Genomic DNA, 23346 nt, shown 5'->3' with positions numbered 1-23346 from the left:
TGTATGGATTCAAGTCGGCCATTGGTAACGATTATTACCCCTAGCTATAATCAGGGTCAATTCATTGAGGCGACTATCAGATCGGTGTTGGCTCAAACTTATACGAACATTGAGTATATTGTTTTGGATGCAATGTCCAACGATCAGACTGAGAAAGTACTGGAATCGTATCGAGGTAAAATTACCAAGGTAGTGCGTGAGTCTGATAAGGGTCAAAGTGACGCCATTGTGAAGGGATTCAAAATGGCGCATGGCGATTTAGTCGGTTGGATCAATTCGGACGATGTTCTTTATCCAAATTGCGTCGAAGAACTTGTCAAGCATTACAGCGATAACCCGAAAGTTGACTTGTTTGTCGTACCCGTTATTGATATTGTCGATGAAGCTGGTGAAAAGACCGGAGTTATCAAAGCGCCCCTGATTTCTCGTGATTTTATTTTGAGAAGAAATACTGAAATTATTCAGCCAGGCTCTTTCTTTCGTCGCCTCGCATTGGAGCAGGTTGGGTATTTCAACTCGTCTTTGCGCTTTTCCATGGATTTGGATTTGTGGTTGCGTCTGCTCAAGACGGGCGGCTTCACGAACTACTCAAAGGTCGCGATGGCCGGTTATCGGGAGTGGGGCGGTACGAAAACATCGACTGGCGGCCAACGATTGTTGAAAGAACGTCGGACCATGCTTTTTTCCCATGGCGCCAAGTGGAACGATGCAACAATTATTTCTATCAATATTCAATTATTGAAAGAGCGGTTGAAGAATAATCAGGTTCTCGGCCCAGTGGTTCGATGGTTGCGCAGCCGTGGTTGAATATATTGAGGGTGTTTCAGTCAAACTGGGCGCGTTGCGCCATTGACTGGGTAGCGTTGTGAAGCCGCTCATCGCTGTTTACCGGACCATTTTTCCTGCCGCTTCTGAGGCGTTTCTGGTCGAGCAAGTGCGGCATTTGCGACGGGTTGAGCCTATCGTGGTGACGCGCAATGGAATCGCGCAAATGCCTGCCGGTTTGAACTGTGCAGTCATCGCGCCGCCTGGACACAAGTGGCGGAAGCATTGGTTCACGGCGACACGCAGTGCCTCACTGTTTTTGGCGGCGTTGCAGGGACGCCGGCCGCAGTTGATTCACGCCCATTTTGGCCCAGATGCCGTCATGGCCTTGCCCGCGGCCCGGCGGTTGAACGTACCGTTGGTGGTCACCTATCACGGGTATGACGCCATGTTCTCTGACCGTCAGATGCTGTCAGACCTGGTGCCTACGCAGTGGCACTATGTGTTGGGCCGGCGGCAATTGATGCGCGAGGCGGCCTGTATTTTGGTCGTGTCTGACTTTTTGCGGCGGCAGTTGATTGCACGCGGCTTTGACGAGCACCGGGTTCGGGTTCATCACATCGGCGTTGACACGGACTTGTTCAAACCCCCTGGAGACGGCGGGGCTGATCGCCTCGCGCAAGGCCGCTATGTCTTGAACGTGGCCCGCCACGTTGACGTCAAAGGAATTTCGGTGCTTTTGCGCGCTTGGAGAAAGGTTGCTGATCGCCATCCGGATGCACAACTGCTACAAGTGGGCAGTGGTCCATTGACTGAAAGCCTCTTGCAGCTCTGCAATGAATTGGGGCTGGGGCAGTCAGTTCGTTTTCTGGGTGCGCAGGCTCATTCGCGTGTCATCGACTTGATGCAACATGCCTCAGCGGTTGTGTTGTGCAGTTTGACGCCTCCTAGTGGCCAGCAGGAGGCTTTAGGCATTGTGCTGAACGAGGCGTCTGCATGTGGTGTGCCCGTTATTGGGAGCCGTAATGGCGGCATCCCTGAGGCCATTGTTGACGGAGAGACGGGGTTTGTTGTGCCTGAGAACGACTGCGAAGCCCTGACCGCGCGCCTCTGTGAGTTGTGGCAAGCGCCCGTCAAAGCACGGGCCATGGGGTTAAAAGGGCGGGAGTTTGTTCTCAAGCATTTCAATATCCGGGTGCAGAGCACGCATTTGGAAGATATTTATTTGCAACTGATTCAAGCGGGCTCACACGACCGTGCTATGCGCGTTGCGAGCAAATCCTAAAACGGCAGCCTGATATGGATGCGATCAAACGAGTCTTGGTGGTCCATGCTGCCTATCAGCAACGAGGCGGTGAAGACACTGTGGTGGAAGCTGAGGTGGCATTGTTGCGGGAGCATGGCTGTGAGGTCGAGCTCTATTGCCGAAGCAATGATGACCTCAACGCGATGGGTCACCTCACACAGGTGCAAAACACGCTGTGGTCCAACAGCACCTATGGTGAAGTTGACGGGCTGATGCAGGCTTTCAAGCCCGAGATTGTTCATGTGCACAATACATTCCCGGTCATTTCACCGTCGGTGTATTGGGTTGTTCGAAAACACAAGACACCACTTGTGCAAACCTTGCACAACTTTCGGCTGCTGTGCCCACAAGCCACCTTGCTGCGCCAAGGCGCGGTTTGCGAGGACTGCGTCGGCCACTTGCCCTGGCGCGGTGCTGTGCGGGGATGCTATCGGGGCAGTGTGAGTCAGTCCTCGGTAATCGCAAGCATGCTGGCCTTGCACCGTGGCTTGGGGAGTTTTGACAGGGCGGTTACACGCTACATCGCTCTCAATGAGTTTTGTCGCAATAAGTTCATTGAAGGCGGTTTGGCGGCTGGCAAGATCAGTATCAAACCCAATTTTGTTGATTTGCCTGAGCTGCCGGACGGACCCCGAGCCGGGATGCTCTATGTGGGGCGCCTCTCTGAAGAAAAGGGGCTGGATGTTTTGCTGCAAGCCACAGCTTTGCTGGAGGGTTTGCCACCACTCCGGGTGATTGGGGACGGGCCGCTCCGGCATCTATTGGTTGGGCGTAAAGACATTGAGTACCTGGGCGAACTTCCCTCCGACCAGGTTTACGCAGAGATGCGCCGGGCGCAATGTTTGGTGATTCCCAGTATCTGCTACGAAAACTTTCCGCGCACATTGGTCGAGGCCTACGCCTGCGGCCTGCCCGTGATCGCCAGTCGCCTGGGCCCAATGCCTGATTTAATCGAAGAAGGCCAGACTGGCCTGTTGTTCGACCCTGGCAAGCCTGAGTCATTGGGACGGGTGTTAAGTCAGGCTGTCGAAAATTCAGAAAAATTGCGGGTCATGGGATTGACTGCTAGGCGCAAGTATCAAGTTGAAATGACAGGCCTAATAAATATTGGAATACTTGAGTCAATATATTTGACTGCACTTGAAGAATTTAATTGTCAATGAAAGCGATGTTCCTTTTGTCGATTGGTTGAGTCTATGGGGATTTTGAGAACATTGCTTGCGATCACCGTCGTGCTCGGCCATACCTATGGATTTTTATTCGTAGGTGGACGAAATGCTGTGCAATCATTTTATATGATTTCAGGATTTCTAATTTCGTATGTGTTGGTTGAGTCTAAAGCTTACGGGAGATCTCTTGATTTTTATGTTAGCAGATATCTTCGGCTATTTCCTGCGTACGCGTTGATTGCTTTGCTGACGTTGTTGTCGTATTGCCTCTTGGGTAATAATGAATTTTTTGCTGTTTATGCGAATTTACCATTTTCAGCGACTATTGTTTTGTTTGTTTCGAATTCATTTATCTTCCTGCAAGATTGGGTGATGTTTCTAGGGGCGTCGGGAAGTGATTTGATTTTCACTTCAGATTTTCGTAATTCAGATGTCTTGCTGTGGAAAGGGCTGCTTGTTCCGCCTGCGTGGACACTAGGTGTTGAACTGTCCTTTTATTTGTTGGCGCCTTTTGTTTTAAAACGGAAGAATATAATATATTTCACATTGGCGGTTTCTTTGCTTGTTAGGGTAGTGTTGTATATTTTTGGGTTGGCAAATAAGGATCCATGGACATATCGATTCTTCCCCGCTGAACTCACGATGTTTATGGCCGGAGCCTTGTCGCATCAATTGTTGTTGCCCGTGTATAGGAATTTGAAATTGGAGGGATTTGGTGGAATTGAGCGCCTCGCTAAGGTGGTTACTACATTTCTAATAATATTTGTAGTGATGTATCACTTGATTCCTGTGAAAGATTTGTATAAAATGTTGTTTTTGTTTTTGTTTTTGTTCATTGCATTGCCGTCGGCATTTTTGTTTCAGTGTAATTCTGGTTTTGATAGAAAAATTGGGGAGTTGTCATATCCGATTTATATATCGCATATGTTGGTGATATTTGTTTTGTCAAAATCTTCGCTATCAATTTTTATTGAAGATAAGGCGATATTCGCTTTTATCGTGGTTTTCCTGGTTGTTATTGTTTCTGTGTCCTTGGATTATGTGGTTATCAAGCCCATTGAAGGGTATAGAAGAGCCTTTCGAAAAAATATTTGACGAAAATCATTAGGAAGGCGATTGGGTATGGTGGGTGAAAAGCACTATGTTGGGATGCAGAATGAAAGACCTGTCGGCGTGAACAGCCGAGTCCTCTTCGCCCAACGTCGCCTGCCGCACTATCGCGTTCCTTTTTTGGAGGAGGCGCGGCGCTTGCTGGCAGCGCGGGGCATTGCATTCGACTTCATTTATGGTGAGCCCACACTTGAAGAGGCGAGCAAAAATGATGAAGGGCATTTGGTCTGGGCGAAACGGATGGCGGTGACGCGTTATGCATTGGGCGGCAAGTTGTGCTGGCAGCCTTTCTCGACGAAGGGTTACGACTTGGTGATTGTTTCGCAAGAGAATCGCCTGCTCATTAATCATTGGCTCTGTCGCCCTTGGCGCGGGTTCAAACTGGCGTTCTTCAGCCATGGTGCGAATCTATCGGCCGGAAATAGGTCCTCGCTGAAAGAAAAGTTCAGGCGTTGGACGACACAGCGTGCCGATTGGATGTTTGCGTATACGGTCCTGAGCGCGAAATTGATGACCGAGGTGGGGTTTGATTCTGCACACATCACGGTCATGAACAATTCCGTGGACACCCATGCCTTGCGAGCTGATTTGGCAAGTGTTGCGGATATAGACCGGCAGGCCTTGCGGATGCGCTACAACTTGGTGTTTGGCAAAACGGGGCTGTTTTTGGGCTCTATGTATGAGGGCAAAGGGCTGGATGTCCTATTGCATACTGCTCGATGGGTTCATGAGCGTGACCCTGAATTTCGACTTTTGGTTGTCGGCGATGGCCCAGCCCGTCAGGCGTTTCAGCGTGATATTGCGCAAATGCCTTGGGTACATTGGGTGGGCGCCCAGCGCGGGCGGGACAAGGCTGGATATATGGCGGTATCAGATTTCTTGTTGATTCCGGGCGTCGTTGGCTTGTCAATCTTGGATGGGTTTGCGGCGAACCTGCCCTTGTTGACTTGCAAAGTATTGGGGCATGGGCCGGAGATCGCCTACCTGGAGCAGGGCAAAAATGGCTTGATGAGTGAATCTAGGCCCGCGGACTATGCACAAATGGTGGGAGACGTTTGCGCCGACCCGACGAAGTTGACGGCTCTCAAGGAGGGGGCTCGACTGAGCGGGCAAAAATACTCGGTTGAAGCCATGGCGAAAAACTTCGTGACCGGAATTTGCCAGTCCCTGGGACTACTTTCCTGATCTGGCATTGATCAGGTGCCCGCAAACTGTTCAGCGAATATTCGCCGCGATGCCGGCGTTGTCGACGCGGTGACTGAGCGGAATATGCGCCGCAGCGACGCGGAGAAAGTTGTCGAGATCAGGCCATAGATTGAGTTGGGCCAATTCCCAGGAGTGGCCCCACAGGTGAAACACTTCCGCTGTGTTCGTGTGCAACGCGATCTCAAGCATGTGCTCCAGACGCTCTTGCAGCGTGCCGCGCGTCATGGCTGGCAAAAAATTGGAAAATCTGCTTATGTAGTTCCCTTGCTTTAGGAAATTGCGCATCAGCACTTGGCGAGAATGCGGATAAAACTGTAGCGTGGTGGGAATTCGATGCGGATCTGACCCTGCTTGGGTGTGGAAATTTTGTGTAGTCCGGGCATATTCAAAGCCCAATTCTTTGACTCGCTCGGCAGCGTTTGGGACGATTTTCCCGCCGGGATAACAAAATCCTGAGACGCTGTGCCCAAGAATCTGTTCCAACTCGTTTTTTCCGGCTTTAACCTGATCAATCCAGACTTCAAACGGCACGGCGTCCGCATAGACATGGTCACGGGTATGGGCGCCGATCTCTGCGATGGCATCGAGGGCGCGCAGACCGGCGGCGTCTAATGTTGGGAGGCCTTCTCGGTTGGTGATAGGGACGTAGAAAGTTCCTTTGATGCCGTGTTTGCCCAGCAGGTCGGCAAGCCTTAGATCGTCCGGATGGCCGTCATCCCATGAAGTTGTGAATAACATAAGGGCTGGTTGCCTGGGGTTTGAATTTTATTGTCGTGAGGCCGTTGAAAATGAAGGCTCAGTTGCTCAAGAGGATTTGGGCAGCGGCATCATCACCATCAATACAGGGCAGCATTAAATAGGGTGGGCTTGGGCATATTCATAGATGCCCAGCAGGTGTTCGTAGTTTTTTGCAGGTATATATTGCTTCAAGTACTCGGCTCGGGCGCCTTCGTGCATTGAGCGTGCAGTGGCATGGTCTTGCTTGGCCGCGGCGGTCAAAATGCTTGCCAGGGCGGATGCATCTCCAACCGGAAATTGCAGACCGGTCACACCGTGTTTGACCAAATCCGTCAAGGCGCCAATGTTGCTGGCAATCACGGGCAAACCGCATGAAAAGGCTTCGATGACTGTGCGGGGCATGTTTTCATACCAGATGCTTGGAACGATGAGGTAGCTGGCTCGAGCCATCAGGGCGAGCACCGTTGCACGATCGCAATGGCCCCTCACATCGAGCATCTGGCATTTCCTGGCTTCATGGACCAACGGGCCGTCACCGATCACAGTGATGCGTTGCTGTGATGCATTGGCAGCTTTGATCAGCGTGTGCAGTCCCTTTTCTTCACTGAGGCGACCGACGTATAAAAACCCGCTTCTATTTTCAATAGGAAATTCACCTGGATCAGTGGAGAAGTTGGGTTTAACGACGATGCGATCACCGGGAAGGCCTCCGGCGACAAATTTTTGCCGGCAATACTCGTTCAGGGCAATATAGGTATTTATTTTGTTTTTATAAGAACCAATCACTTGGTGCAGCGTCAGCATGGACACCAGGGAGAGCGATTGCAGCCCGGAGTTTCGGTAACATTTGTGGACAACGCCTCGCCAGGGGATTTTACCGATGCATTGTTCGCAGGTTTTTCCATCACGTAACATCAGGGCATTTGCACAAATATTTCTGAAATTATGTAATGTTTGTACTACCGGAATTCCCAGGCTTGTGGCCGCCCAATACGCCGACGGAGAAATTAACGGAAAGGTGTTGTGGGCATGAACGATGTCGGGCCTGAATTTTTTAATTGCATGCTCGACTTCATGGTATGAGCCGCGGGACCAGACGGCACTCAGGCCGGCCGCCCAAGCGGAGTGGTCATGAATAGATTCATTGGTTCTTTCAATAATATCAACATCATGCCCATGCTCAAGGAGTAAATTTAATTCATCATTGACAACGGCATCTTCACCCCCAGGAAATCTGTAGTGGTTGTGGAGTAGGAGTATACGCATGGCTGTCTAGATATATTGATTGAGTATATTTTTTGGCGTTGCAGTTTGTTTATTGTGGTTCCTTGGCTGACGGAGGATGGGGTGCTTAATTCCCGGCGGTGAGCCGAAAATCGTCAAGATGAATTCGCTTTTGCGATGGCATGGCGGTGGCAAAGGACGCTTCTGTCAAATGACGATTGCCACTGATCGTAAGGAAAGGTTGGGCGATTTTGTCAAGGCTGGGCCCTGCGCTCAAGATCAGCGTATTGTTTTTGAAGGTGTTGTACTTCGGTGCGCCGATTTGGTCGTCTTGAATAGTGGCGAGCCGCGGGTAGCGGGCTGACCAGGTGGAGCTTTTATAAGGTACTGCCCGAAGGCCTTGTTGTAACGTACCTGCGGGGTTGTGTGTTTCGGCCGCGTCGCTGGTCAGGCCGCGTGCATCCACATGCAGGGCCGGCGTGCTCATGAAGAACAGGTTGTTTTCAATGACGTTGTCGCGGCCGCCGCCGATGAATACGGGTTGTTGAACTCTTGCAAATGTATTCGAGCGCACTGTTATGCCGGATGCTTGGTCGTCGATATACACGCCTTTGACTTCAGCACCACCCAGGCGGGTTTTGATGTCGTGGAAGAAATTGTTTTCTATAACGGTGCCCTCGACGGTGTAATCGCGGCCAACATAAATAGCGCCGGCGTCGCCGGTTTCATTGACTACGTTGAATATTTCATTTTTAGCGATGAGATGATCATTGCCTTTGAAATAAATGGCCATGTGCGGCGCATCGGAGATGGTGTTGCTCAAAATTTGATGGCCAACACCTTCCATTTGAATTGCGGGTTTCATGGTTTTCGCCAATCGGCTGTAGCGTGTGATGCTACAGTTTTTGACGAAATTCATTGCGGCTTGCAATGTTTTGCGGTTGCCGCCGGAAATAGTAATGCCGCCTTCGCCATTGTCTTCAATATTGCAGTTATTGATGCCTGAATTGTTGGAGTCTTCGATGGTGAGTGCGCGATTGCCGGTCAGTCGGATGTTGACTTGGTTGATATGAATGTTGCTGGAGTTGTTTACTTGAATTCCATCGCCGGTTAATTTTTCGATGGATAGATTTGTTATATGAATTCCATTTGAATTTTCAATGTTGAATATGTTGGGTGTGATGGATATTTCAGTATCCTGCCCGTTGAATCCGACTGGGGGGATCCAATAAATTATTTTTGTATTGCGATCCAGGTACCATTCGCCCGGTGAATCAAGCTCATGCAGCGAATTTTCGATACGGACGCGCTGACCGGCTTTGATACCGTAAGGGGAACCTGTGCCTGCCAGGGTTAACGTATTTTTGCTGGCATCGACACTGTCGACGATGTAGTTTTGATCCGCCCAGTCGTATTGCCAAAAGCCGTGGGCTCGGAGGTCCGGTTCGTCTTGCCAGTCGGCGGCAGAACGGCCTTCAATGCTGAAGGTCGTGCTCATGGGGGCGCCGGAATATTTGGGTACGGCGATTTTTCCAAAACCGGAGTCGGGCCAGCTTGCGATGGGTTGAATGGTGGTGCCGACAAATAGTTCGGCGGTCATGGGCATGATGGGCAAACCGTAGCCGCGTGGCGTGGCTTGTGGCAGGCGGTTGGGCAGGAGTGCCTTGACATCAGCTAGCCAGATCTTGCTTCTGGCCTTGGCGGACACGCGGCTTGGAAGGTGAGTGGGGGCGCGGTTCCAGTTTGGAATGACGACTGCACCCGACAAGACTGTGCTGGCACCTGCGCCGCTGATTTCAAGGGCGACGCCTTGTGTCAAACCCGTCCCCCAGCGCAGTTTGAAGGGCTGGGCGATACGGTAGGTGGCTTGGGTCAGTTTGATGGTGACCCGTTGGTAGCGGCCACTGACGATTTGTTGCCATTGACGGTTCTGGCTCAGAGCGATGAGGTCGGACAATGAGCCGGCGCAGTTGGTGGCGGTGTCGATGCGGCACCCGGAGGCGGACTGAGGAATGTCTTTGGCGTCGGGGTAGGCACTCAGCATGAGTTCGGTCAGCAACGTCGCCTGCGCGTTGGCGCTGCCCGCCTGTGCGGACAAGGGGGGCTGCTCGGATGCAATTGCGGTGGCGTCAGCGCGGCCGTCGCCAAAGGCACTCAGCAGGGGGAGGGCGGCAGCGAGCAGGCGGGCACTGTGCATAGTCGGGTGTGGTTTTGGCGTTGTGGGTTGGATTTGCGCTCTGCTCAACTCCGCAAGGGCTCTTGCAACGAGATCCCGGCGATTCGCGAGCGATTGGGTATTTTGGATGGGTAACATCACCAATAGCGTGACCAATTTGTTACCGGCTCGCGACGAGGGCTCAATAGGCTAGACGCAATCCGGGCAAGATTGCACTGCGTAAGCAGGTGTTTGTATGGCTGAGCGCGCACAAAATTCAATGGGCTGCGGGGCAAAAGGGTCCGAAATCCCATCCCCCTCGGCCTAGACGTCTGATCAGCCTTGGGCTTTGTGGGACAACAATTGCTTGCACGCCCCAGCGATGAAGGCGGTATTGGTCACCAGATAGCGCCGCCAAAGGCGCCGGGGCTCGCTGCACAAGCGATAGAGCCATTCCAGCCCGCGTTGCTGCATCCATGGCGGCGCGCGGCGGAGGGTGCCGGCGTGGTAGTCAAACGCGGCGCCGACACCGATCATGACAGCGTTAATGTGGCCTTGCTGGCGGGCCATCCAGAGTTCTTGTTTAGGGCAGCCGAGGCTGACCCAGACGGTACCGGCGCCAGACTGGTTGATACGTTGGGCGGTGGCGGCGTCTTCTTCGGTGCTGGGCGGCTTGAAAGGCGGTGAATAAGCGCCTGCGATTTTTAAAGTGGGCCAATCGCGTGCGAGGCGCTTTTGCAGCAACTCCAAGGTTTCAGGGCTGGCGCCGTACAGATATATCGCTTCGTCGCGCTGACTGGCCTGTTCGCAATAGCGCATCATCAGGTCCGGGCCGTTAATGCGCTCTTGGCTGGGGCGACCCAGCTTGCGGAGCATCCAGGCGACGGGCGCGCCATCGGGCGTATTCATCACGGCGCCCCGGAGTGCCGCTTTGAATGCCGGGTCTTGCCTGGCGGTGACCACGGAATGGGCGTTGCAAATGCCCACGTAGGCGCTTTGACGGCGGCGCGCCAGTTGCCAGATGCGATCCAGGGCCTCATCCCAGCTTACCGGGTCAATGGGCGTACCAAGTACAGCAATTTGCGGTGTCGCAGAATTTTCAGGCCGTGGCGCGGGGTCGGTCATGCTGGGTTGTCGGTGAGAACAGAAAGTTGGGCCCGATGTTGACCGATAACTGTGTCAGCTTGATTGGGCGGCGAGGACTCGGTCTGCCAGGATGCCCGCGATGCGGTTGGCGGCATTGCCGTCCCACAGCGCAGGGCGTTGGCCGCGTTTGCCACCGTCGCGAATGAGGGCGAGTACCAGGGGCGTGACCACTTGCGGGTCGGTGCCGGCGAGGGTGTTGCTGCCCTGTGCCACGGTGATCGGGCGCTCTGTGTTGTCGCGAAGTGTGACGCAGGGGATGCCCAGGGCGGTGCTTTCTTCTTGCAGGCCACCGCTGTCGGTGAGAATCACTTCGGCGTCTTTCCACAGATGCAGGAAGGACATGTAAGCCTGGGGGGTCATGAGCGTGACCCGGGGCCCCAGGTCGATGCCGAACTGCTCGAGATGGCCGCGGGTACGTGGATGGACCGGAAATGCCAGGGGCAATGCCTGTGAAACAGAGCGCAAAATGCTTGCGATGCGAGACAGCGATTCGGCGTTGTCCACATTGCTGGGGCGGTGCAGGGTCACCACGCCGTAGCGGGCGGGCCCCGGATGAGCCAGGGCAGCCATCTGGCGCTTGAAGGTGTCGCTGTCGAGGCCGCTGGTGTCGATTTGCTTGAGTTTTTCGGCCTGGTAGAGCACGTTGTCGGCCATCACATGGCCCACATGAAAGATACGCGCGGGGTCTTTGCCTTCGCGGGTCAGATGTTCAACGGCGCTGGGCTCCGTGACGAAAAACCAATCGGTGATGGCATCGGTGACCAGTCGATTGATTTCTTCCGGCATTTGCAGGTCACCGCTGCGCAGGCCTGCTTCGACGTGCGCCACCGGGATGCCAGCCTTTTTGGCCACGATGGCGCAGGCCAGTGTCGAGTTTACGTCGCCCACCACGAGGCAAGCAGCAGGCTTTTCGCCGGCGCAAAGCGCCTCGTAGGCGACCATGATCTTGCCGGTCTGTTCAGCATGGGTGCCACCGCCGCAGGCCAGGCGCACATCGGGGGCGGGAATGCCCAATTCTTCGAAAAACACCTCGTTCATGTTTCGGTCGTAATGCTGACCAGTGTGAACAAGCTTCCAACTCAATCGGCCATCGGCGCGCAAGGCACGGACCAAGGGCGCAATTTTCATGAAATTCGGGCGTGCGCCGGCAATGAGGTGGATGCAGGGGAGGGACATTGGCTGTGCGCGCTATGGTGTGATGGAGGTGGCGTGACGGGTGTGTTGGGTCTGAAGGTGAATAGTTGCCGGCTGCGCCAGCGATTCAAACACTTAACGCTTGCCAAGACTAGTCCAAACGGCTGTCATGATTCTGACCTAATCTGCTTATCGTGAAGAACGACACAATCGTTTTTTATCTGTCTGGCAGACTCGGCGAGAATGAACGGCTCGATATTTGAACCATTCCCCTCGTCAGCGTTTGGGGTGGGCGGATCGTGTTGTGAATCGAATCAGGGAGATTGCGTGAAAGTTCTCGTTACCGGCGCTGCCGGGTTTATCGGCATGCATGTCAGCCAGCTGTTGTTGGCGCGCGGGGACCAGGTGGTGGGCCTGGACAACCTGAACGACTATTACGACCCGCAACTCAAGCTCGATCGGCTGGCGCGCTTGACGCCTTTGCCCGGTTTCAGATTTGTCAAATTGGACGTGGCTGACCGTGCGGGGATGGAGGCGCTGTTTGCCGCGGAAAAATTTGACCGGGTAGTTCACCTTGCGGCACAGGCCGGGGTGCGCTATTCGATCGAAAACCCGCACGCCTACATCGACAGCAATATCGTCGGCTTCACCAATATCTTGGAAGGTTGCCGCCACAACGGCGTGCAGCACTTGGCCTATGCGTCGAGCTCCAGTGTTTATGGGGGCAACACCTTGATGCCCTTCTCTGAGCACCACAGCGTGGATCATCCAGTGAGCCTGTATGCGGCCACCAAAAAGGCCAATGAATTGATGGCGCATACCTACAGCCATTTGTTCCGCCTACCCACCACGGGACTGCGTTTTTTCACGGTCTATGGGCCCTGGGGCCGGCCTGATATGGCGCTGTTTTTGTTCACCAAGGCCATTCTTGAGGGCAAGCCGATCAATGTGTTCAATCACGGCCAGATGGTGCGTGACTTCACTTATGTCGACGACATCGCCGAAGGCGTGGTGCGGGTCCTGGACCGGGTTGCCACGCCGCTGGAGGGGTATGACGCAGTCAAGAGCGATCCGGCACACTCCAACGCGCCGTATCGCGTCTTCAATATCGGCAACCATGCGCCCATTCCGCTGATGTCCTTCATTGAGGCCATCGAGCAGGCGGTGGGTCAGGTGGCGGTGAAGAACTTCATGCCGCTGCAAGACGGCGACGTGCCTGCTACCCACGCCGATGTGGAAGAACTGGCCGCCTGGACGGGCTTCCGCCCCGCCATGCCGGTGCCCGATGGTGTTACGCGTTTTGTTGCGTGGTACCGGGACTACTACAAAGCTTGATCAAGGCTTGATTCACCGACCTAGAGGGATATGACGGATGAAAGTTACCGCAATTGGTACGGGTTATGTGGGCTTGGTGACGGGCGCTTGCCTGGCCGAGATGGGCAACCATGTGGTGTGCCTGGACGTCAACCCGGAGAAGATCCGCATCCTCAACGACGGTGAAATTCCTATCCACGAACCCGGCTTGCTCGAAGTGGTTCGCCGCAACGTGGCGGCAGGCCGTCTGCAATTCACCACCGATGTTGACTTGGCTGTCAACCACGGCACCATCTTGTTCATTGGTGTGGGCACGCCGCCGGACGAAGACGGGTCGGCTGACTTGCAGTACGTGCTGGCAGCGGCCCGCTCCATCGGCCAGCGCATGACCGATTACAAGGTGATCGTCGACAAGAGCACCGTGCCCGTGGGCACCGCCGACAAGGTGCGTGCAGCGATTGCCGATGAGTTGGGCAAGCGTGGGCTGAGCGACATGGCCTACGCCGTGGTCTCCAACCCCGAGTTCTTGAAAGAGGGCGCAGCGGTTGAAGACTTCATGAAGCCGGACCGCATCATTGTCGGCAGTGAAGACGAGCAGGCCACGCTGTTGATGCGGGCGCTGTATGCGCCGTTCACCCGCAATCATGACCGTTTGATCGTGATGGACCTGCGCAGTGCCGAGTTCACCAAGTACGCGGCCAACGCCATGCTGGCCACGCGGATCAGCTTCATGAACGAGATGGCGCTGCTGGCAGAAAAGGTGGGCGCCGACATCGAATGGGTGCGGCGCGGGATTGGCTCTGACCCACGCATCGGTTACAGCTTTTTGTATGCCGGCGCGGGGTATGGCGGCTCTTGCTTCCCCAAAGACGTTAAGGCACTGATCCACGCGGCGCAGGGCGAGGGCATTCTGCTGCGGGTGTTGACCGCGGTGGAAGAGGCCAATGAGCGGCAAAAAATCTTGCTGGTCGACAAGGTGGTGGCGCGCTTTGGCGCCGACTTGAAGGGGCACCACTTTGCCATATGGGGCTTGGCCTTCAAGCCCAATACCGACGATATGCGAGAGGCCCCGGCGCTGGTCATCGTCAAAGAACTGCTGGCGCGTGGCGCGACGGTGGCCGCCTATGACCCAGTGGCCATGCCTGAAGCCAAGCGCTTGCTCGCCGATGCCAAGGGCTTGCAGTTCACGGAGCGTGCCGAGCAGGCACTCGAAGGGGCGGACGCCTTGCTGCTGGTGACCGAGTGGAAAGAGTTCAAGAGTCCGGATTTCGACCAGATCAAATCATCGCTGAAACAACCGGTGGTGTTTGACGGGCGCAATCAATACGAGCCCACCTTGATGAAGGCCTTGGGCATTGAGCATCACGGCATCGGCCGTTGATTTTCAACCGGCCTATGCCGCCGGTTGAAGCACCTGGTTGATCAGTCGAAGAACTTGGCCTCGCCCAGCAGCGGGGCCTTGGCGTCCTTCTCAGCCAGCAGGGGAGCAACACCCACGTCAGGCCATTGGATGCTGATGCTGGGGTCGTCCCAGCGCACGCAGCCTTCTGCTTGCGGGGCGTAGAAGTCGGTGGTCTTGTAGAGAAAGTCTGCCGTGTCGCTCAGCACCAGAAAGCCATGCGCGAAACCGGGCGGCACCCACAACTGGCGGTGATTGTCAGCACTCAGCTCCACACCCGCCCAGCGGCCGAAATTAGGGCTGCTACGGCGCATGTCCACCGCTACGTCAAACACGGCGCCATTGACCACGCGCACCAATTTTCCTTGCGTGTGGGGCGGCAGTTGAAAGTGCATGCCGCGTAGCACCCCCCGCGCCGAGCGCGAATGGTTGTCTTGCACAAAACGAACCTCGCTGCCAACGGACTTGTTGAAGGTTTGCTCGTTCCAGCTCTCGGTAAAAAAGCCTCGGGCGTCGCCGAACACGCGGGGCTCGACGATCAGCACTTCGGGCAGTGCGGTGGGGGTGATCTTCATGGGGTCAGAACGCGGTGTCGGTGAGCAGTTTCTGCAGATATTGGCCGTATCCATTTTTCGCCAGTGGCTTGGCCAGGGCGGCCAGTTGGTCCGCAGTGATCCAGCCTGAGCGGTAGGCAATTTCTTCGGGGCAGGCGACTTTCAGGCCTTGGCGTTTTTCCAATGTGGCGATGAACTGGCCGGCTTCCAGCAGGCTGTCGTGGGTGCCGGTGTCCAACCACGCGTAGCCACGGCCCATGATTTCTACCTGCAACTGGTTTTGTGCGAGGTATCGGGCGTTGACGTCGGTGATTTCCAGCTCGCCGCGCGGACTGGGCTTGATGCTGGCGGCGATGTCGCACACCTGTTCGTCGTAGAAATAGAGGCCGGTCACCGCGTAGTTGCTCTTGGGTACGGCCGGCTTTTCTTCAATCGACAAGGCTTTTTTGTGGGCATCAAAGGCGACAACGCCGTAACGCTCAGGGTCTGTTACATGGTACGCAAACACAGTGGCGCCGGCGCGGCTTGCATGGGCGTTGCCGAGCAGGCCTTGAAAGTCGTGGCCGTAGAAGATGTTGTCGCCCAAAACGAGGGCACTTGGCGCGCCGTCAATGAAAGTCTTGCCGAGGATAAAGGCCTGGGCCAAACCGTCGGGGCTGGGCTGCACGCAGTAGCTGATGTTCAGGCCCCAGCGTGCGCCGTCGCCCAGCAAAGCTTCAAAACGCGGAGTGTCTTGGGGCGTGCTGATCAGCAAAATGTCGCGGATGCCGGCCAGCATCAACGTGGCAAGCGGGTAATACACCATGGGCTTGTCGTAGACCGGCAGCAACTGCTTGCTCATGGCCAGGGTGGCGGGATGCAGGCGGGTGCCCGAACCGCCGGCGAGGATGATGCCCTTGCGTTGCGTTGTCATGGTGTTGGTTGCCTTAGAGAATTTCGGCCAGCATGCGGTCGACGCCTCGCTGCCAGTGGGGCAACACCAAGCCGAAGGCCTGTTGCAGCTTTTGATTGCACAGTCGTGAGTTGAGTGGGCGCTGCGCTGGCGTTGGATAGTCGCGGGTCGGAATGGCCAGAACGTTGTCCGGTGCGACCTTGATGGCCGAACCTTTTTGGCGTGCGAACTCGATCACATGCTGCGCGTAGGCATGCCAGCTGGTTTCGCCGCTGGCCACTGCGTGGTAGGTGCCGCACAAGTCGGGCTGCTTTTGCGCGGTGCGCAAAAGGTGGGCGGTGACATCGGCCAGCAAATCGGCACCCGTGGGCGCGCCGAGTTGGTCGGCGATCACTTTGAGTTGCTCGCGCTCCGCCGCCAAGCGCAACATGGTCTTGGCGAAATTGCCGCCGCGCGCCGCATACACCCAGCTGGTGCGCAGAATCAGATGCTGGCAAGCACTGGCGCGGATGGCCTCTTCGCCAGCCAGTTTGCTGGCGCCGTAGACGCTCAATGGACCGGTGGCGGCGTCTTCCTTGCGCGGCTGATCGCCACTGCCGTCGAAGACGTAGTCGGTGCTGTAGTGAATCAACAGCGCTTGTAGAGCCTGCGCTTCGCTCGCCAGCAAGGCGGGTGCGGCGGCGTTGATCTGGTGGGCCGCCGTGGGTTCAGACTCCGCCTTGTCGACAGCGGTATAGGCCGCCGCGTTGACGATGACCTGGGGTGCCACGCGACGTACAGTGGCTTGCAGTTGGGCGTTATCGCCGAGGTCGCCGCCGTCATGACGGTCCAGCGCAATCACCTCGCCGAGCGGGGCCAGGGCGCGTTGCAATTCCCAGCCGAGCTGGCCATTTTTCCCGAGCAAAAGGATTTTCATGGGTGAGCGATCTCAGGCCTGGTATTGCTGAGTCACCCAGTCACGGTAGGCGCCGCTTTGCACGCGCGCCACCCACTCGGGGTTGTCCAAGTACCACTGCACCGTTTTTCGGATGCCGGTGGCAAAAGTTTCGGCCGGGCGCCAGCCCAATTCACGCTCGACCTTGCGGGCGTCAATGGCATAACGCCGATCATGGCCGGGGCGGTCTTTCACGTAGGTGATCAAGCGGGTATAACTGCCTGCCGCATCAGGGCGAAGTTCATCCAGCAAGGCGCAAACGGTGTGAACAATGTCGAGATTGGTCATCTCGTTCCAGCCACCGATGTTGTAGGTTTCGCCGACGCGGCCGCCTTTGAGTACGGCTCGAATGGCGCTGGCATGGTCGGTGACATAGAGCCAGTCGCGCACGTTTTTTCCGTCACCGTAGATGGGCAGCGCCTTGCCCGCCAGGGCGTTGACAATCATCAGCGGAATCAACTTTTCGGGGAAGTGGAAGGGGCCGTAGTTGTTGCTGCAGTTGGTGGTCACCACCGGCAAGCCATAGGTATGGTGCCAGGCTCGCACCAAGTGGTCGCTGGCGGCCTTGCTGGCGGAGTAGGGACTGTTGGGCTCGTAGGTGTTGGTTTCGGAAAACGGCGCGGCCTCAGGGGTCAGTGAACCGTAGACTTCGTCGGTCGACACATGGTGGAAGCGCCAAGCGGCTTTGTCTTCCTCGCTCAAACCCGACCAATGCGCACGTGCGGCCTCCAGCAAGGTGTAGGTGCCTTCGATATTGGTGCGCATGAAGGCGCCGGGGCCGCTGATGGATCGGTCCACATGGCTTTCAGCAGCGAAGTGCACCAGAGCGCGCGGGCGATGCTGGTTCAGCAGCTGGTCGACCAGGGCCCGATCGCAAATGTCGCCTTTGACAAAGGTGTGGCGGGCGTCGTTTTTGAGTGCGGCCAGGTTTTCGAGATTGCCGGCGTAGGTCAGGGCGTCGAGGGTGACGACAGGCTCATCGGAAGTCTTGAGCCAGTCGAGTACAAAATTGCTGCCGATGAAGCCGGCGCCGCCGGTGACCAGAATAGTCATGTCGTCTGATAAGTTCTGTGATTGGAATTGGCGCTATTGGACAACAAAAATGGGGTCCGCCAACCCGTCTGTGATCAAAGGCGCCAAACGCGCAGCCCGGCGGCTTCGAGCATCTGTTGGTTGAAGGCGGCTTTGACGTCGATGAAGGCACCGCCCGCCACGACCTTGCTGGCCAACTCTTCGGCGCTCAAGGCCTTGTAGGATTTGTGAGCCACGGCGGCCACCACGGCGTCGGCGCGGGGCAGGTCGGCCCAGGGAACAGGGCGCACGCCGTATTCATGCACGGCCTCGTCGGCGTCGGCGTCCGGATCGGTGACGATCACCTCGACACCGTAGCTGCGCAACTCGTTGATGATGTCGATCACTTTGGAGTTGCGCAGGTCGCCGCAATCTTCCTTGAAAGTCAGGCCCAGCACGTTCACGCGTGCACCCTTGATGGGGCAGCCCGCCGCAATCATCTGCTTGATAGTCTGTTCGGCAATGAACTTGCCCATGCCGTCATTGATACGGCGGCCCGCCAGAATCACTTGGGGGTGGTAGCCCAGCATGTCGGCCTTGTGGGTCAAGTAGTAGGGGTCCACGCCAATGCAGTGGCCGCCGACCAGGCCGGGTTTGAATTTCAGGAAGTTCCATTTGGTGCCGGCCGCTTCCAGCACTTCGGTGGTGTCGATGCCGATCTTGTCGAAAATGATGGACAACTCGTTCATCAAGGCGATGTTGAGGTCGCGCTGCGTGTTTTCGATCACCTTGGCGGCTTCCGCAACCTTGATGCTGGTGGCGCGGTGCACGCCCGGAACAATGATGCGCTCGTAGACTTTGGCCACGGTGTCGAGCGTGGCAGGCGTGTCGCCGGAAACAATCTTGAGAATCTTGGTCAGCGTGTGTTCTTTGTCGCCCGGGTTGATGCGCTCGGGTGAATAGCCAACGTTGAAGTCTTGCTTCCACTTCAGGCCGGACTCACGTTCCAGCACCGGAATGCACACCTCTTCGGTGGCGCCCGGGTAAACGGTGGACTCATACACCACGATGGCGTCGCGTTTCATGTGGCGGCCCACGCTGGTGCTGGCACCGATCAAGGGGCGAAAGTCAGGGATGTGCGCTTCGTCTACCGGTGTGGGCACCGCCACGATGATGACGTCGGCCTCGGCCAGGCATTGCGGGTCGCTGCTGTATTGCGCATGCGGCGATTGCCGCATTTCTTCGTCGGAGAGTTCACGCGAGGGGTCGGTGCCGGCCTGGCATTTGGCGACCTTGTCTTTGGCAATGTCAAAGCCAATGCAGCGCGCATGCTTACCAAATTCAATGACCAGGGGCAAACCGACATAACCCAATCCAACGACGGCAACAACGCTCATGATGTCTTCCAGAATGCTTGTTTGAAAATCTTGGGTGCCGGGCGGTGCGAGGTGCAAGGGGCGCCCGCCACAGCAACGTAAGTGGGCGATCAGCGCCGACCGTAGCTGTCCTCGAACCGGACGATGTCGTCCTCGCCCAGGTAGGAGCCGGACTGGACTTCAATGATTTCCAGTGGCACTTTGCCCGGGTTAGCCAAGCGGTGCGTTTCGCCCAAAGGGATGTAGGTGCTTTGGTTTTCGGTCAGCAAAATCACCTTGTCTCCGTTGGTGACTTCCGCCGTGCCGGACACGACGATCCAGTGCTCTGCGCGGTGATGGTGCATTTGAAGGCTCAAGGTGGCGCCGGGCTTGACCATGATCCGCTTGACTTGAAAACGTTCGCCCGAGTCGATGCTGTCGTACCAGCCCCAAGGTCGGTGCACTTTGCGGTGCAGCGTCTGTTCGCCGCGTTTTTCGGCATCCAGCCGCGCCACGATTTTCTTGACGTCTTGGCTGCGTGCTCGGTCGCTGACCAGCACGGCGTCGGCGGTTTCCACCACCACCACATCGCTCAGGCCGACCACACTGACCAAACGGCTGGTGGCATGGACCAGGGTGTTGCGGCTGTCGCTGATGATGGCATCGCCCTGCGACGCATTGCCGGCACTGTCTTTGTCTGCCACTTGCCAAACGGCTTCCCAGGCGCCGAGATCACTCCAGCCGGCGTCTAGGGCCAGCATGCGCAAGGTGATGTCTGAGCCGGGGCAGCGTTCCATCACGGCGTAGTCCACCGATTCAGAAGGAATCGCCGCGAATTCGGCCTTGCCTGGGCGCACAAATTTGCTATCGGTCTGACGTTGCGCCCACGCGCTGCGGGTGGCGGCCAGGATGTCTGGGCGGAAGCGCTCCAGGGCCGTCAACCAAGTGCTGGCGCGCAGCACGAACATGCCGCTGTTCCAGAAATAGTTGCCCGCTTCGAGGTAGCGCTGCGCGGTGTCAGCGTCCGGCTTTTCGACGAATTGCTCCACCAGCATGCCCTGCTGGCCGGCCTCAGCAGCCTTGCTGCGAATATAGCCAAAACCGGTTTCCGGGCGATCGGGGGTGATGCCCAGGATCACGATGGAGCCGTCGGCCGCTTGGCGAATGGCCTGTTGCAGGCAGGCCGTGAAGGCCTCGGCCAGCGTCACCGTCTGATCGGCGGGCGTCACCACCAGCACAGGATCTTGCCCGTCTTGCAGCGCGTTGAGCGCGGCCAGCGTCAGCGCGGGGGCCGTGTTGCGCCCCATCGGCTCCAGCAGCACGCTGCGCGGGTCCAGGCGGGTTTCACGCAGTTGATCGAGGATCAGAAAGCGGTGCTCTTCATTGCCGACGATATCTGGCCCGGCAATGACCAGGTCGTCACTGGCCAGGGCGGCCAAGCGTTGTGCGGCTTGTTGGAACAAGCTGGTGTTGCCCGACAAGATCAAGAACTGTTTGGGATAGGCCGCACGCGACAAGGGCCACAGCCGGGTGCCGCTGCCACCGGCCATGATGACGGGTTGGACTTGAATTTTGTTGCTCATGTACTGCCAGATTGCTTGATGAGTGGTGGGGTGAGAGCCTGAGTCAGGCGGGCGTTGCGAATCCCTCAGGATTCATGTGTTGCCAGCGCCAACTGTCTTCACACATGCGTTGCAGGTCGAACTGCGCCTGCCAGTTGAGTTTTTCTTTCGCCAATGCCGGGTCTGCGTAGCAGGACGCCACATCACCCGGGCGACGCGACACGATGTCGTAGGGCACCTCGCGACCGCTGGCATTCTCGTAGGCTTTTACCAAGGCGAGCACACTGTAGCCGCAACCCGTTCCCAGGTTGACGGTGATGGACTCGGGCTGCGCCAGCAAAAAGTTCAGGGCTGCCACGTGACCGTCGGCCAAATCCATCACATGGATGTAGTCTCTGACCCCCGTGCCGTCGGGGGTCGGGTAGTCATTGCCGAAGACTTGCAGCCGCGCGCGGCGACCTACGGCAACCTGCGCCACATAGGGCATAAGGTTGTTGGGCGTGCCGCGAGGGTCTTCTCCGATCAGACCGCTCGGGTGGGCGCCCACCGGATTGAAATAGCGCAGCGTCGCGGTTTGCCATGCGTGGTCTGAGGCACCGAGGTCGCGCAGAATCGTCTCGCCCATCAGCTTGGTGGCGCCGTAGGGGTTCACCGCCGCCAGGGCCGCGCCTTCGGTCAGCGGCAGGTGCTCAGGCACGCCGTAGACGGTGGCGCTGGAGCTGAAGACCATTCGGCGGCAACCCTGCGCGCGCATGGTTTCACAGGTGTTGATCAAGCCACCCAGGTTGTTGCGGTAGTAGTCCAGCGGCTTGGCGGTGGATTCGCCCACGGCCTTGAAGGCCGCGAAATGGACGACTGCGTCGGGTCGGTGTCGCCCGAAAACCGTGCTCATGGCCGCCGCGTCGCACACATCGGCGCGTTCGAAAATTGGCGTGACACCGCTCAAACGGCCCAGCCGGTTCAAAACTTCGGGTGAGCTGTTGGATAAATTGTCGACACCAACCACCCGAAAGCCGGCCGCCAGCAGGGCCAGCCAAGTGTGCGAGCCGATATAGCCGGTGGCCCCCGTGAGCAGGATGGTTGAAGTCATGAGTGTGAAAGGGGGGAAGAGGGCATCCCGTCAATTGACGATGAGTTGTCCGTAGCAGCCAAAATTGTTGGCAGTGTAGACACTGTAGACCGTGCTGCTGTCACGGGAATTTTGCCCAGCCTGGCAGCCCAGCGTGATGCCACGCGAGTAGGCCCAACGCACGCCCAGGTTGAAGGACTTGTCTTTGTCGAAGCTGCTGCTGTCCAGCCCGGGGATGGCCAGCAGCGACTGCTTGCGGTCGACGCTGCTGATACTGGCGCCGCCAGTCAGGAAGATTTTTGAGGTCAACTCATAAGTGGCGCTGATCTGCAGGGCCTTGGTGATGCTGTCCTGGTCGTAGTTGGTGTTGACCGCGCCGAGTTGGAAGAGCGAGCTCTGCAGGCCGGTGTCTCGGCTGGCGGAGGTGGTGATATTCCAGCGCGCTGTCGGCTGCCAGGTCCAGCTCACCTGCCCGGTCAAGCCTGAGAAGTTCTGGTTTCCACCTTCGGCAAGGGTTTGCCGCCCGGAACTCAGGCGGGCAAAAATGGCACTTTTCCCACTGATGTTCCAGTTGGTGGTCAGGTCAATGTCATTGCGTACATATTTGGCCGACGCAAATGTTGGCGTCAGGCTGGTTTGGGTGGAACGCGGATAGTTGGTGCTGGTGCGGCGCACCGCAACCCCCAGGCGCAGGTCACTGCTGGGTTGGTAATTCAAGCCCAGGGAGTAGTGCAGTTGGTCAAATTCAAGGCCGTGATATTGAAGCAAAGTGAAGCGGCGTTGGTTGAAGCCCACATCGCCTTCAAGGGTGAACTTGGTGACCAGGCCCAGGCGCACAACGCTGTCGATCTGGTTGTTGGTTTCGATGTTCTTTTCAAACACCGGCGCAATACCGCCACCCACGTTGTAGTTGGCCAGTGAACGGCTGCTGCTGCCTGAAAGCGTGCCCGAAATCCGCTCGATGGTGGACCAGTCAAGGCCCCCTTTCAGGCTGTAGCCTGAATTGTTCAGGTTGCTGCTGCTGCGGTAGCGGCTGTTTTGCAGCGACGCGTCGGCGAAGACCCGCTGCCGTCCCAAGTGCTGATCAATGCCGCCCAGTAGCGACACCGTCGCCACATCATCGCTGTTGGGGTTGTTGCTGACGCGGTAGAGGTTGGAAACGTGGTTCAGGCTTACCGAGCCGCCGTAGTAAAAAGGCGTGGCTTCTGCCCACGCGGCGCTGGCGCCGCTCAGAAGGCAGGCTGCGCTGAGCCAGGGGGTCAGGCGCGCTGATATTTTTTGTTTTTGTTTCAACATAAGGTCC

At 56.8% G+C, this 23346-nt stretch carries 20 protein-coding genes; 7 read left to right on the top strand and 13 right to left on the bottom strand.

Annotation, left to right across the window (positions count from 1 at the left end; all coding sequences use genetic code 11):
- Positions 1–3 precede the first annotated feature (3 nt).
- The 5 genes from PRZ01_RS15990 to PRZ01_RS15970 are packed head-to-tail and all read left to right on the top strand — an operon-like array spanning position 4 to position 5535.
- Positions 4–807, top strand: a complete 804-nt coding sequence (locus PRZ01_RS15990) for a glycosyltransferase family 2 protein (protein ID WP_273597808.1) — start codon at positions 4–6, stop codon at positions 805–807.
- Positions 808–865: 58 nt separating this feature from the next.
- Complete coding sequence (locus PRZ01_RS15985; protein ID WP_338111478.1) at positions 866–2050, top strand: glycosyltransferase; 1185 nt, start codon at positions 866–868, stop codon at positions 2048–2050.
- 14 nt (positions 2051–2064) lie between these two features.
- Positions 2065–3234 (top strand): glycosyltransferase, encoded by a 1170-nt coding sequence (locus PRZ01_RS15980; RefSeq protein WP_273597807.1) that lies wholly within the window; start codon positions 2065–2067, stop codon positions 3232–3234.
- Between the two features lie 33 nt (positions 3235–3267).
- Complete coding sequence (locus tag PRZ01_RS15975) at positions 3268–4335, top strand: acyltransferase family protein (protein ID WP_273597806.1); 1068 nt, start codon at positions 3268–3270, stop codon at positions 4333–4335.
- Between the two features lie 27 nt (positions 4336–4362).
- Entirely contained in the window at positions 4363–5535 is a 1173-nt protein-coding gene (locus tag PRZ01_RS15970; protein WP_273597805.1) for a glycosyltransferase family 4 protein, read from the top strand.
- Between the two features lie 30 nt (positions 5536–5565).
- Here the strand turns inward: PRZ01_RS15970 and PRZ01_RS15965 are convergent, their stop codons facing one another.
- The 5 genes from PRZ01_RS15965 to wecB all read right to left on the bottom strand — a co-directional run bounded on the left by PRZ01_RS15965 (position 5566) and on the right by wecB (position 11947).
- A complete protein-coding gene (locus tag PRZ01_RS15965; protein ID WP_273597804.1) occupies positions 5566–6294 on the bottom strand; it encodes a polysaccharide deacetylase family protein in 729 nt (242 codons plus the stop codon).
- 114 nt (positions 6295–6408) lie between these two features.
- A complete protein-coding gene (locus tag PRZ01_RS15960; RefSeq protein ID WP_273597803.1) occupies positions 6409–7560 on the bottom strand; it encodes a glycosyltransferase in 1152 nt (383 codons plus the stop codon).
- Positions 7561–7645: 85 nt separating this feature from the next.
- On the bottom strand, positions 7646–9715 hold the full coding sequence (locus tag PRZ01_RS15955; protein WP_273597802.1) for a right-handed parallel beta-helix repeat-containing protein: 2070 nt from the start codon (positions 9713–9715) through the stop codon (positions 7646–7648).
- A 294-nt stretch (positions 9716–10009) separates the two neighbouring features.
- A complete protein-coding gene (locus tag PRZ01_RS15950) occupies positions 10010–10798 on the bottom strand; it encodes a WecB/TagA/CpsF family glycosyltransferase (RefSeq protein ID WP_273597801.1) in 789 nt (262 codons plus the stop codon).
- A gap of 54 nt (positions 10799–10852) precedes the next feature.
- The gene (gene wecB, locus PRZ01_RS15945) at positions 10853–11947 is read right to left on the bottom strand and encodes a non-hydrolyzing UDP-N-acetylglucosamine 2-epimerase (protein ID WP_409993865.1); all 1095 of its coding nucleotides are present in this window, start codon (positions 11945–11947) and stop codon (positions 10853–10855) included.
- A 333-nt stretch (positions 11948–12280) separates the two neighbouring features.
- Between wecB and PRZ01_RS15940 the strand changes: the two genes are divergently transcribed.
- Positions 12281–13288, top strand: coding sequence for an NAD-dependent epimerase (locus PRZ01_RS15940; RefSeq protein ID WP_273597799.1), 1008 nt, complete (start codon positions 12281–12283; stop codon positions 13286–13288).
- A gap of 37 nt (positions 13289–13325) precedes the next feature.
- Positions 13326–14648: a UDP-glucose dehydrogenase family protein gene (locus tag PRZ01_RS15935; protein ID WP_273597798.1), complete on the top strand. Its 1323-nt coding sequence runs from the start codon at positions 13326–13328 to the stop codon at positions 14646–14648.
- 41 nt (positions 14649–14689) lie between these two features.
- Here PRZ01_RS15935 and rfbC read toward each other — a convergent pair whose 3' ends face one another.
- From rfbC to PRZ01_RS15895, 8 genes are all read right to left on the bottom strand, one after another.
- Positions 14690–15241, bottom strand: coding sequence for a dTDP-4-dehydrorhamnose 3,5-epimerase (gene rfbC / locus PRZ01_RS15930; protein ID WP_273597797.1), 552 nt, complete (start codon positions 15239–15241; stop codon positions 14690–14692).
- A 4-nt stretch (positions 15242–15245) separates the two neighbouring features.
- A complete protein-coding gene (gene rfbA / locus PRZ01_RS15925) occupies positions 15246–16133 on the bottom strand; it encodes a glucose-1-phosphate thymidylyltransferase RfbA (protein WP_273597796.1) in 888 nt (295 codons plus the stop codon).
- 13 nt (positions 16134–16146) lie between these two features.
- On the bottom strand, positions 16147–17028 hold the full coding sequence (gene rfbD, locus PRZ01_RS15920) for a dTDP-4-dehydrorhamnose reductase (protein ID WP_273597795.1): 882 nt from the start codon (positions 17026–17028) through the stop codon (positions 16147–16149).
- A gap of 12 nt (positions 17029–17040) precedes the next feature.
- Entirely contained in the window at positions 17041–18099 is a 1059-nt protein-coding gene (gene rfbB, locus PRZ01_RS15915) for a dTDP-glucose 4,6-dehydratase (RefSeq protein ID WP_273597794.1), read from the bottom strand.
- Between the two features lie 74 nt (positions 18100–18173).
- Positions 18174–19454, bottom strand: a complete 1281-nt coding sequence (locus PRZ01_RS15910) for a nucleotide sugar dehydrogenase (RefSeq protein WP_273597793.1) — start codon at positions 19452–19454, stop codon at positions 18174–18176.
- A gap of 89 nt (positions 19455–19543) precedes the next feature.
- Positions 19544–20995 (bottom strand): mannose-1-phosphate guanylyltransferase/mannose-6-phosphate isomerase, encoded by a 1452-nt coding sequence (locus PRZ01_RS15905; protein ID WP_273597792.1) that lies wholly within the window; start codon positions 20993–20995, stop codon positions 19544–19546.
- Positions 20996–21038: 43 nt separating this feature from the next.
- On the bottom strand, positions 21039–22064 hold the full coding sequence (gene galE / locus PRZ01_RS15900; protein ID WP_273597791.1) for a UDP-glucose 4-epimerase GalE: 1026 nt from the start codon (positions 22062–22064) through the stop codon (positions 21039–21041).
- Positions 22065–22094: 30 nt separating this feature from the next.
- Positions 22095–23339, bottom strand: a complete 1245-nt coding sequence (locus PRZ01_RS15895; RefSeq protein ID WP_273597790.1) for a porin family protein — start codon at positions 23337–23339, stop codon at positions 22095–22097.
- Positions 23340–23346 lie beyond the last annotated feature (7 nt).

The organism is Roseateles koreensis (genome assembly GCF_028595305.1).
In the GTDB taxonomy this organism is placed as follows: domain Bacteria; phylum Pseudomonadota; class Gammaproteobacteria; order Burkholderiales; family Burkholderiaceae_C; genus Paucibacter_A; species Paucibacter_A koreensis.
This window is presented reverse-complemented; position numbering and strand designations above follow the sequence as displayed.

What these genes read in the sequence shown, in the direction of transcription:
- galE (WP_273597791.1), bottom strand. Translation starts at nt 22,064, where the DNA reads ATGACTTCAACCATCCTGCTCACGGGGGCCACCGGCTATATCGGCTCG.
- PRZ01_RS15960 (WP_273597803.1), bottom strand. Translation starts at nt 7,560, where the DNA reads ATGCGTATACTCCTACTCCACAACCACTACAGATTTCCTGGGGGTGAA.
- rfbC (WP_273597797.1), bottom strand. Translation starts at nt 15,241, where the DNA reads ATGAAGATCACCCCCACCGCACTGCCCGAAGTGCTGATCGTCGAGCCC.
- PRZ01_RS15955 (WP_273597802.1), bottom strand. Translation starts at nt 9,715, where the DNA reads ATGCACAGTGCCCGCCTGCTCGCTGCCGCCCTCCCCCTGCTGAGTGCC.
- rfbD (WP_273597795.1), bottom strand. Translation starts at nt 17,028, where the DNA reads ATGAAAATCCTTTTGCTCGGGAAAAATGGCCAGCTCGGCTGGGAATTG.
- PRZ01_RS15905 (WP_273597792.1), bottom strand. Translation starts at nt 20,995, where the DNA reads ATGAGCAACAAAATTCAAGTCCAACCCGTCATCATGGCCGGTGGCAGC.
- PRZ01_RS15990 (WP_273597808.1), top strand. Translation starts at nt 4, where the DNA reads ATGGATTCAAGTCGGCCATTGGTAACGATTATTACCCCTAGCTATAAT.
- PRZ01_RS15965 (WP_273597804.1), bottom strand. Translation starts at nt 6,294, where the DNA reads ATGTTATTCACAACTTCATGGGATGACGGCCATCCGGACGATCTAAGG.
- wecB (WP_409993865.1), bottom strand. Translation starts at nt 11,947, where the DNA reads ATGAAAATTGCGCCCTTGGTCCGTGCCTTGCGCGCCGATGGCCGATTG.
- rfbB (WP_273597794.1), bottom strand. Translation starts at nt 18,099, where the DNA reads ATGACTATTCTGGTCACCGGCGGCGCCGGCTTCATCGGCAGCAATTTT.
- rfbA (WP_273597796.1), bottom strand. Translation starts at nt 16,133, where the DNA reads ATGACAACGCAACGCAAGGGCATCATCCTCGCCGGCGGTTCGGGCACC.
- PRZ01_RS15975 (WP_273597806.1), top strand. Translation starts at nt 3,268, where the DNA reads ATGGGGATTTTGAGAACATTGCTTGCGATCACCGTCGTGCTCGGCCAT.
- PRZ01_RS15950 (WP_273597801.1), bottom strand. Translation starts at nt 10,798, where the DNA reads ATGACCGACCCCGCGCCACGGCCTGAAAATTCTGCGACACCGCAAATT.
- PRZ01_RS15970 (WP_273597805.1), top strand. Translation starts at nt 4,363, where the DNA reads ATGGTGGGTGAAAAGCACTATGTTGGGATGCAGAATGAAAGACCTGTC.
- PRZ01_RS15895 (WP_273597790.1), bottom strand. Translation starts at nt 23,339, where the DNA reads ATGTTGAAACAAAAACAAAAAATATCAGCGCGCCTGACCCCCTGGCTC.
- PRZ01_RS15935 (WP_273597798.1), top strand. Translation starts at nt 13,326, where the DNA reads ATGAAAGTTACCGCAATTGGTACGGGTTATGTGGGCTTGGTGACGGGC.
- PRZ01_RS15910 (WP_273597793.1), bottom strand. Translation starts at nt 19,454, where the DNA reads ATGAGCGTTGTTGCCGTCGTTGGATTGGGTTATGTCGGTTTGCCCCTG.
- PRZ01_RS15980 (WP_273597807.1), top strand. Translation starts at nt 2,065, where the DNA reads ATGGATGCGATCAAACGAGTCTTGGTGGTCCATGCTGCCTATCAGCAA.